Source organism: Arcticibacter svalbardensis MN12-7 (assembly GCF_000403135.1).
Lineage (GTDB): Bacteria > Bacteroidota > Bacteroidia > Sphingobacteriales > Sphingobacteriaceae > Arcticibacter > Arcticibacter svalbardensis.
This window is the reverse complement of the sequence record NZ_AQPN01000129.1, coordinates 1-7,366: the sequence shown is the minus strand read 5'-3', so window position 1 is coordinate 7,366 and position 7,366 is coordinate 1. Positions and strand designations below refer to the sequence as shown.

9 protein-coding genes and 1 pseudogene are annotated in these 7,366 nt (G+C 36.0%); 7 read left to right on the top strand and 3 right to left on the bottom strand.

All coding sequences use genetic code 11. The annotated features are described in order from the left end of the window. Positions 1–660, top strand: a 660-nt coding sequence (locus tag ADIARSV_RS21965) for a hypothetical protein (RefSeq protein ID WP_040300518.1), incomplete at its 5' end; no start/stop codon positions are given. Here ADIARSV_RS21965 and ADIARSV_RS17445 read toward each other — a convergent pair. Both ADIARSV_RS17445 and ADIARSV_RS17440 read right to left on the bottom strand, forming a co-directional pair. Then, the gene (locus ADIARSV_RS17445) at positions 619–1,269 is read right to left on the bottom strand and encodes a response regulator transcription factor (RefSeq protein WP_016196966.1); all 651 of its coding nucleotides are present in this window, start codon (positions 1,267–1,269) and stop codon (positions 619–621) included. The genes ADIARSV_RS21965 and ADIARSV_RS17445 overlap by 42 nt on opposite strands. A gap of 5 nt (positions 1,270–1,274) precedes the next feature. Continuing rightward, the gene (locus ADIARSV_RS17440) at positions 1,275–2,039 is read right to left on the bottom strand and encodes a sensor histidine kinase (protein ID WP_016196965.1); all 765 of its coding nucleotides are present in this window, start codon (positions 2,037–2,039) and stop codon (positions 1,275–1,277) included. A 226-nt stretch (positions 2,040–2,265) separates the two neighbouring features. Between ADIARSV_RS17440 and ADIARSV_RS17435 the strand changes: the two genes are divergently transcribed. The 6 genes from ADIARSV_RS17435 to ADIARSV_RS17410 all read left to right on the top strand — a co-directional run bounded on the left by ADIARSV_RS17435 (position 2,266) and on the right by ADIARSV_RS17410 (position 7,112). Next, positions 2,266–3,048, top strand: a complete 783-nt coding sequence (locus tag ADIARSV_RS17435) for a DUF3575 domain-containing protein (RefSeq protein WP_083936614.1) — start codon at positions 2,266–2,268, stop codon at positions 3,046–3,048. Positions 3,049–3,111: 63 nt separating this feature from the next. Beyond that, on the top strand, positions 3,112–4,518 hold the full coding sequence (locus ADIARSV_RS20810) for a YfaP family protein (protein WP_016196963.1): 1,407 nt from the start codon (positions 3,112–3,114) through the stop codon (positions 4,516–4,518). A 118-nt stretch (positions 4,519–4,636) separates the two neighbouring features. Continuing rightward, on the top strand, positions 4,637–5,326 hold the full coding sequence (gene gpmA, locus ADIARSV_RS17425) for a 2,3-diphosphoglycerate-dependent phosphoglycerate mutase (protein WP_016196962.1): 690 nt from the start codon (positions 4,637–4,639) through the stop codon (positions 5,324–5,326). Positions 5,327–5,589: 263 nt separating this feature from the next. Continuing rightward, positions 5,590–6,267 carry a hypothetical protein gene (locus tag ADIARSV_RS17420; RefSeq protein ID WP_152439934.1) on the top strand — a complete coding sequence of 226 codons (678 nt, stop codon included), beginning with the start codon at positions 5,590–5,592 and terminating at the stop codon, positions 6,265–6,267. A gap of 144 nt (positions 6,268–6,411) precedes the next feature. After that, on the top strand, positions 6,412–6,699 hold the full coding sequence (locus ADIARSV_RS17415; protein WP_016196960.1) for a hypothetical protein: 288 nt from the start codon (positions 6,412–6,414) through the stop codon (positions 6,697–6,699). A gap of 44 nt (positions 6,700–6,743) precedes the next feature. Further along, positions 6,744–7,112 carry an ATP-binding protein gene (locus ADIARSV_RS17410; RefSeq protein ID WP_016196959.1) on the top strand — a complete coding sequence of 123 codons (369 nt, stop codon included), beginning with the start codon at positions 6,744–6,746 and terminating at the stop codon, positions 7,110–7,112. Here ADIARSV_RS17410 and ADIARSV_RS17405 read toward each other — a convergent pair. After that, a pseudogene (locus tag ADIARSV_RS17405) lies at positions 7,107–7,366 on the bottom strand (hypothetical protein); the annotation flags it as partial. The gene ADIARSV_RS17410 and the pseudogene ADIARSV_RS17405 overlap by 6 nt on opposite strands.

The window sequence follows — 7,366 nt, the reverse complement described above, 5'->3', positions numbered from 1 at the left end:
GTTTGGAGTATTATTATACCCCTTTTATTAGGGGTATATTTTATAAAAAAATTATCGCTTGATTCCGTTTTTATTTTTCTAGTAATAGTAACAGGCGCTGTGCCCCAGTTATTGAGTGTGTTTACTGAAAACAGAAGCCTCCTTAACGTCACTTATAATTTATATACACTGATTGAATTTGTCCTGGTTTATCTCTTATTAGAAAGATTCATATCCCAAAGGAAATACTTGTTTAAACTGACCGGTTTCCTTTATGTTAGTATCACAATTTGGTTTATATTAAACTACGGCATTGTAAATGACTTCTTAAACGACCTCGTTTGCGTCAACAATATCCTGTATATTGTAATGATCCTGTACATACTTATTGAACAACTAGAAAACGAGGATGACAAAGAATTTCTGCTTCAATTTAAAAAGCATTTCTTTTGGTATATCCTTGCTATCTTTCTATATAGTGCGAGTACATTGATGGTTTTCAGTATGTGGAATTATGTGAAGACACATAACAGTGCCTATATACAGAATATCTGGATCATTCACCATGTATTCAACTTCCTGATGTATGCGCTTTTTGCAGGTGGATTTATAGTGGATTCAAAATTAGATATGGAAAAATTAAAGTTCTACAATCCTATTTTTTATAGCAAAAAGCACTAGCCCTATTCGACTTTTTACTTGCAATTTTTCTAATAAATTATCACGGTAACTATCTATGGTTCTAGGACTAACACACATCATATCGGCAATTTCTTTATATGTTTTCTCAGAACACAAATGCCTTAAAAACTCTTTTTCCCGCTCCGTTAGGTTAACAACATTTTTAAGCACACTTTGGTCCTCTCCTATCTTATTGATCGAATTTATTAAGCGACTAGTAACCAAATCATTAAAATAGTAACCTTTAGTAATAACGGCATTAAGTGCTAATTTTAATTCATCGGGTTTACAGTTTTTCAGTAAGTAACCTTTTGCACCACTTTTAAGCATTCTGATAATTGCAATTTCATCATCCATCACGGTAAGGGCAATTACTTTAATTTCCGGATAGTTGATTCTCAACCAGCTGGTGGTGCTATAGCCATCCATCTCGGGCATGGTGATATCCATCAGCACCAAGTCAGGAAGATTGTTTCGTTCCAATTTGCTTATAAATTCTTTTCCATTATCCGCTTCAAAGAGCACTTTATAATTAGAAAACATATTAACAAGTGAAGCTAAACCCCCACGTACTAAATTATGATCATCAGCTAAAGCTACATTATACATATTCGTTAATTTAAAGTAAAGGTTATATTCACTCCCTCACCAGGTTTACTGTCAATATCAACCATTGTATTTATCAGAGACGCCCTTTTATGAATATTTTGAAGTCCTAACCCATTGGAATGATTTGTGTCGGTGATAAAACCCGTTCCATTGTCTCTAAATGATATTTTTGTTTGCTGATCGCACTTAGTTAGTTCAACATTAATCTCTGATGCCCCGGAATGCTTCATGATATTGTTTAATACTTCCTGTGACATTCTGTATAGGATGATTGTCTTATCCGAATCAGGTTCAGTAAAATTGCGATCTACATACATAGACGTCAAGTACTTACCCGACTTTTTTAAATAGTGTAGCTCTAATTCTAACGCTTCTTTAAGACCAATTTTCATGACCCTTTCCGGGTTTAATATTTTACTTAGGTTTCTAAGATCATTAATCGCTTTTTCAACTAAACTAGTAGTCGTGGCAAGTTTTTCGGTATCAGGAGATTTTAACAAATTAAGATTAAGAGAAACCAAACTTAACACCTGACCTATATTATCATGAATTTCCTGACTGATGTTAAGCAACGTTTGCTCCTGAATTTCAAGTTGAGATTGTAATAACGTTTGTTCAAATTCAGCTTTCATAATCTCCTTTTCATGTTGTAGTACCCTTTTCTTTTTGATAAAAAGCATGAAAAATAAAATTGTAAAAACTGCAAGTATGACAATAATAACACTCGCTACTACAATGCTTATAACGATAGCTCTTTGGTTTGTTTCCATAAAGAAAGGAGGTAGATCGAATTGAATTATTAAATATAATCAGGCTATATGGTATTATTCTAACATCGTATCATTTTTCGATAATTTACTTTAAAATCAGTGTTTTAACCTACTGCCCACCGTTAAAACACAGGTAATAAAATCCGTTTAAACGCTCTTTCCCAGCAATCTGCATCACGGTAGTTTTGATATGAATTCAAATTCATGAATCGCTTAAATTAAAACAATGAAAACTACCAAATCTCTCAGTCCATCCAAAAAAGCTTATTTAGCTATTTTTCTCGCACTGCTCAGCGTAACAAGTATGGCTCAGGTTGAAACTTATCCTAAAAACAGTTTTAAGATCAACTTATCCTCTTTGGCATTAAAAAATTACAACTTCACTTATGAACGTTCATTAGCACGCAAAGTAAGCTTTGTTGCCGGCTACCGGAGCATGCCGTCCACTAACCTGGGACAAATCTCTTTTGTCAATAAGGCCCTTGATCGTATGGACAACACTTCGCTGAAAGATGATCTTGACCAGATCACTACATCTAATAAAACCTATACCGGTGAGTTCCGGTTTTACGGGGGCAAACATGCAGGTGCCAGAGGCATTTATCTTTCTTTATACGGACGCTATTCTAAGTTTAATGTAGACTATGATTACGCCTATTCTACTGAAAATAAAGACTATGCCATACCCATTAGCAGCAGTTTGAAAGGACTCGGTGGAGGACTAATGATCGGCGCGCAATGGCTGATAGCCAAACGGGTAACCTTTGATTGGTATGTCATTGGTGCACATTATGGATCATTAAAAGGTGATGCTACAGGTATTGCTGATTTGAGTTCAATGACAAATGAAGAAAAAGCTGACCTGAAAGATGACTTCGAAGGCAAGGTTTCGATTGCTGATAAAAACTATTTCCGTGCAGACGTAAGCAACAATGGTATTACTGCAAAGCCTGATGCCCCATTTATTGGCATTCGCGGACTTGGCTTTAATTTAGGTATAGCCTTTTAATTTTTAACACCTATAATCCATTGAATCAAGAAATCCTTTAATAATCTTACACTCTAAAAACGTATGAAAAAGCTCATCTATATATTTATACTGTTCGGTACGCTTTGCTCATGTAAAAAAGACAAAAAAAAAGATCCTGAAATTCCAGTTGTTAAGGACAATTTAGCGATCAATTATTACCAAACGGCAGATACCAGTCAATCTGAGGTTCCCCAATTTACTATAAAAAACAACAAAGTGCAGTTTACAGCATTTAGCAGCTATGAGGAAGGTGCTAATAAGAATATAGATAAGATCTACATTTCGGATGCTGATAGTAAAATGGAGTGGATCTCCTTAGTTAACAGCAAAAATCAACCCGAATTTTTGTATAGCATCAATACGGCTACTAATCAGAAGATTCCTGAGCTGTATTGGATCGAACATAAAAGTGATAACAAAGTCATTCTAAGATACTACGAGTATGATTGGGAAAACCGCTTAGGCACATTGATGTATGAAGCCGATATTACTAACAATGATGTCAGCATCATTTTTGATAACACCTCAAACAACAATTTAAGCTCTTCAAATGAGAATCGATCAGTGAATACGGCTACACGCTCAAGTGGAGGAAAAACAGCGAAATCACGTTCATTTCCAAGTCCGGTTTTAGCATTTAACAACTTTAACACACATCCCAGCGACGATTTGGACGATGACATAAATGACTTCTTAAAAAAATTGAAGGATTTAAAAGAGCTGGGTATTAAGGCATCATGCAAAGTGAGCACAATGCTTAATAAGCCAGATAAAAGCTTGATTTGCAAATTAGGCGACCTATTGGATAACTATGTCAACGAACAACTTTTTGAAGATATAGCCAAAGTGGATGAAAGAGAACAAGCATCTGAAAGCTTTGATTTTGAGAGTGATAATACGAATTATAACGTAGAACACTTTAGCGACCTGGACGAAATTGACAATACTGATGAAAGACATTTTAATACTTTCAGAGACAACCTGCCTAGCTTCAATACATTCAGGGAATGGATATCAAATGTACTGGTCACAGCTAATACCCAACTTGCTGATTTGGACGATCTAAGTGATTCCCATGGTGTGATACAGATTGGCTTAAGCTGGAATACAGATAACACAGATATTGATTTACATGTTGTAGATCCGAATGGAGAGGAAATTTACTATCATCATCCCACATCTCAATCGGGAGGATATCTGGATAGGGATGATGTGGATGGCTTTGGTCCTGAAAACATTTACTGGACAGAAAACATTCCAGACGGAACCTATTCAGTAAGTGTTGTTTATTTCGGTCCTGAGGACGGACCATTAACAGACTTTACGATTAAAGTAATCAATGGTTTGGGTGTATCTAAAAGCTTTACCGGTAGTTTAGGCTATTTTAATGAAAGCGGAGTACCGGTAACTACTTTCACAAAGATTGGTAACCAGATTATATTTAACTAACATCTGGCTTATCCCGCTTAATGTTATATTGCATTTAAATCACAGCGTCAAATTTCTTTCCTAATTTAGCGCTGTGATTTAAATAGTATAAAAGAAAGCAGTTTACGACCTACTTAAAATGAAAAAAATTGTATTAATCCGTCATGGAGAAAGTTTATGGAATCAGGAAAATAGGTTTACTGGGTGGACCGATGTAGACCTTTCAGAAAATGGATATATTCAGGCTAAGAAAGCAGGAGAAATCTTAAAGAAAAATGGTTACAATTTCGATGTAGCATTTACTTCCCTTTTAAAACGAGCAATTAAAACGCTACACATCGTATTAGAAGAACTTGATCACCTTTGGATTCCGGAAAATAAGTCATGGCATCTTAACGAGCGCTTTTATGGTGCATTGCAAGGATTGAATAAACTGGAGACTGCAGATAAATATGGAGCAGATCAAGTATACAAATGGAGACGTGATCCGGATGAAGAACCACCTGCGGTAACTAAAGAAGATCCCAGGTACCCAGGTAATGACTTGCGCTATCAGGAACTGAAAGAAGCAGAACTTCCATTATCAGAAAACCTCAATGATACCGTTGCCAGGGTTTTGCCTTATTGGCAATCGGAGATCGTACCAGCTCTTGTTGAAAATAAACATGTAATCATATCCGCTCATGGCAACAGCTTAAGAGCATTAATCAAATACATCGATAACTTAACAAATGAAGAAGTCATCGCACTTGAAATACCCACAGGTATACCACTTGTATATGAGCTGGATGACGATTTGAATAAGATCAGGCACTACTATCTGAAATAAATAGAAAGTATTCTGATTTTAGTTCTGTAAAATTTAATCATGAAATAACTCTGGGTAATATTTTTCAATTAAAGCCTATCCATAACGAAGACATCCAAGTTTGATGATCTATTATTCTCATAAAATTTACCAAAAGCATGGCTTAGTTCACGGACTTGCTCGACTTTAATATGTTAATATTCATCGCTTAAATTATGGTTCAATTGATCTACATGTTACGTTTGCTTTATAATAAACGTAAGGTTAATAAAAAGACCAGTATTATGAAACGTCTATTATTATTTATCCTTCCGTTTATTGTACTTTCTGCTTGTCTCAAAGAAAAAGAAGAACCAATAATAATAGAACCACCCGTACAACTTTTATTAGATAGTGATACCCTGGTAGCCGGAGAGAAGTGGGGACTGACCATTGGTGAGTCTACAGAAGCACTTTACCCTAAAATCAAGGAATTACAGTTTGCAAAGCCCATTACTTATTTGGGAATTGTAGGTAATGTATTCACAGGAATCGACGGATTAGAAAGCACCATCCCCTTATATCAGTCAGTTTTTTTAGATGAGACAAAGGGTACATCATCAGGAATTCAAATATCTTTTTCAGATGATAAAGTGAATTCAATATATACAAATGAAGGTAAGTCATTAACCAAATGGCCATCTAATACCAATGCGAATGCAACTATTCTCAAAGGAGATCAAATAGATAAGATTTACGGGAAGTTGGCCAATATCAGTAAGATTAGCAGCTATGCAAAGAAGTTCGAGCGCGTTTCTATATTTTCAAAAGACGTAGCAAAAGACTACGATCCATACATGAGTTTATCGTCACATTGGGAGTTCTATGCTTCTATGGATGAAAAGAAACACTACGAGGTATCTCTTGATTTCAAGGAGGGCAAGCTGATCTCTATCGCCTACCGCTTGTATCAAACGATGTAAGCTAAAGAGTTTCTTGTTGTTGTAAATAGCAATCAAAGCCTGTATCCTTAAACCTTAACAATATAGCTAGTTCTAGCTATTTCATCTCAGCGCTAAACCTTGTACATTTATAGCCAATAATTCTTTACCTAAACACATCACATCATGGGAAAGTCTAATTTAAGTGCTGAGGCTGACGATACAGAGACCGCTCTAACGGATCAATACCAGGTCAATACTGGCGAAAATGATGTTAAAATTCATCTGATCACAGGCGATAATGGACAAACAGCAGTTTCCAAAATCAGGTTAAATGAAAAAGTGCTGATTCCTGTTCATCTTAATTCACTCGAGGACTATACAACCTTATGGGCTTTACCCCAAGCGCAATTGAAAGGCCCAGTGATGTCAATGCCTTTGCCTTTCCCTTCAAAATTCTACAAAAAACTTTAGCGCCTTAGCAAACTCTTATTCTACCAAACTTATCAGGCTTTGCATTGATCGTTTCAGGAATAAGGAGATGCGGAAAAAGCACGTTACTGTTCCAATTACTCAAAGAGCGATATCCTGATGCACTGTATCTTAATTTCGAAGATCCCCGGCTTTATGAATTTGAGCCAACCGACTTTGCCAGACTAGATGAATCGATAAAGGCCAGTGGAAGCAAGGTGCTTTTTTTTGACGAGATACAAATCATACCGGAATGGGAACGATATGCCAGACAAAAGCTGGATGAAGATTATAAATTAGTGATAACCGGTTCCAACGCTTCATTATTAAGCAGAGAGCTGGGTACAAGACTAACCGGTCGGCATATCACAACGGAACTCTTTCCTTTTTCTTATCATCATAAAATTAAATCATAAATATCGTTCATGAAGGATAGCGATATGGTGAATAATATGCCCTGCCATTTCTTTGACAGTCCATTTTCCGGCTGCATAGGCATAATCAGCCTTATTGTCAAGGGAGTTTAGAAAATCGGGAAATTCTGTTGCCTGTTGTTCCAGGACTTCAAGAACGTCGCCAGTAACAAGTGAAGGGTAATCAGCGTATTGTTTAGGTTGAAGTGGATTCATACTGTTTTTTTTATGTTCTAACTGATCAAAATTTCCGGAGC

Excerpts from the sequence above, each read along its gene's own strand:
- ADIARSV_RS17445 (WP_016196966.1), bottom strand. The coding sequence starts at position 1,269 with ATGTATAATGTAGCTTTAGCTGATGATCATAATTTAGTACGTGGGGGT.
- ADIARSV_RS17440 (WP_016196965.1), bottom strand. The coding sequence starts at position 2,039 with ATGGAAACAAACCAAAGAGCTATCGTTATAAGCATTGTAGTAGCGAGT.
- ADIARSV_RS17435 (WP_083936614.1), top strand. The coding sequence starts at position 2,266 with ATGAAAACTACCAAATCTCTCAGTCCATCCAAAAAAGCTTATTTAGCT.
- ADIARSV_RS20810 (WP_016196963.1), top strand. The coding sequence starts at position 3,112 with ATGAAAAAGCTCATCTATATATTTATACTGTTCGGTACGCTTTGCTCA.
- gpmA (WP_016196962.1), top strand. The coding sequence starts at position 4,637 with ATGAAAAAAATTGTATTAATCCGTCATGGAGAAAGTTTATGGAATCAG.
- ADIARSV_RS17420 (WP_152439934.1), top strand. The coding sequence starts at position 5,590 with ATGAAACGTCTATTATTATTTATCCTTCCGTTTATTGTACTTTCTGCT.
- ADIARSV_RS17415 (WP_016196960.1), top strand. The coding sequence starts at position 6,412 with ATGGGAAAGTCTAATTTAAGTGCTGAGGCTGACGATACAGAGACCGCT.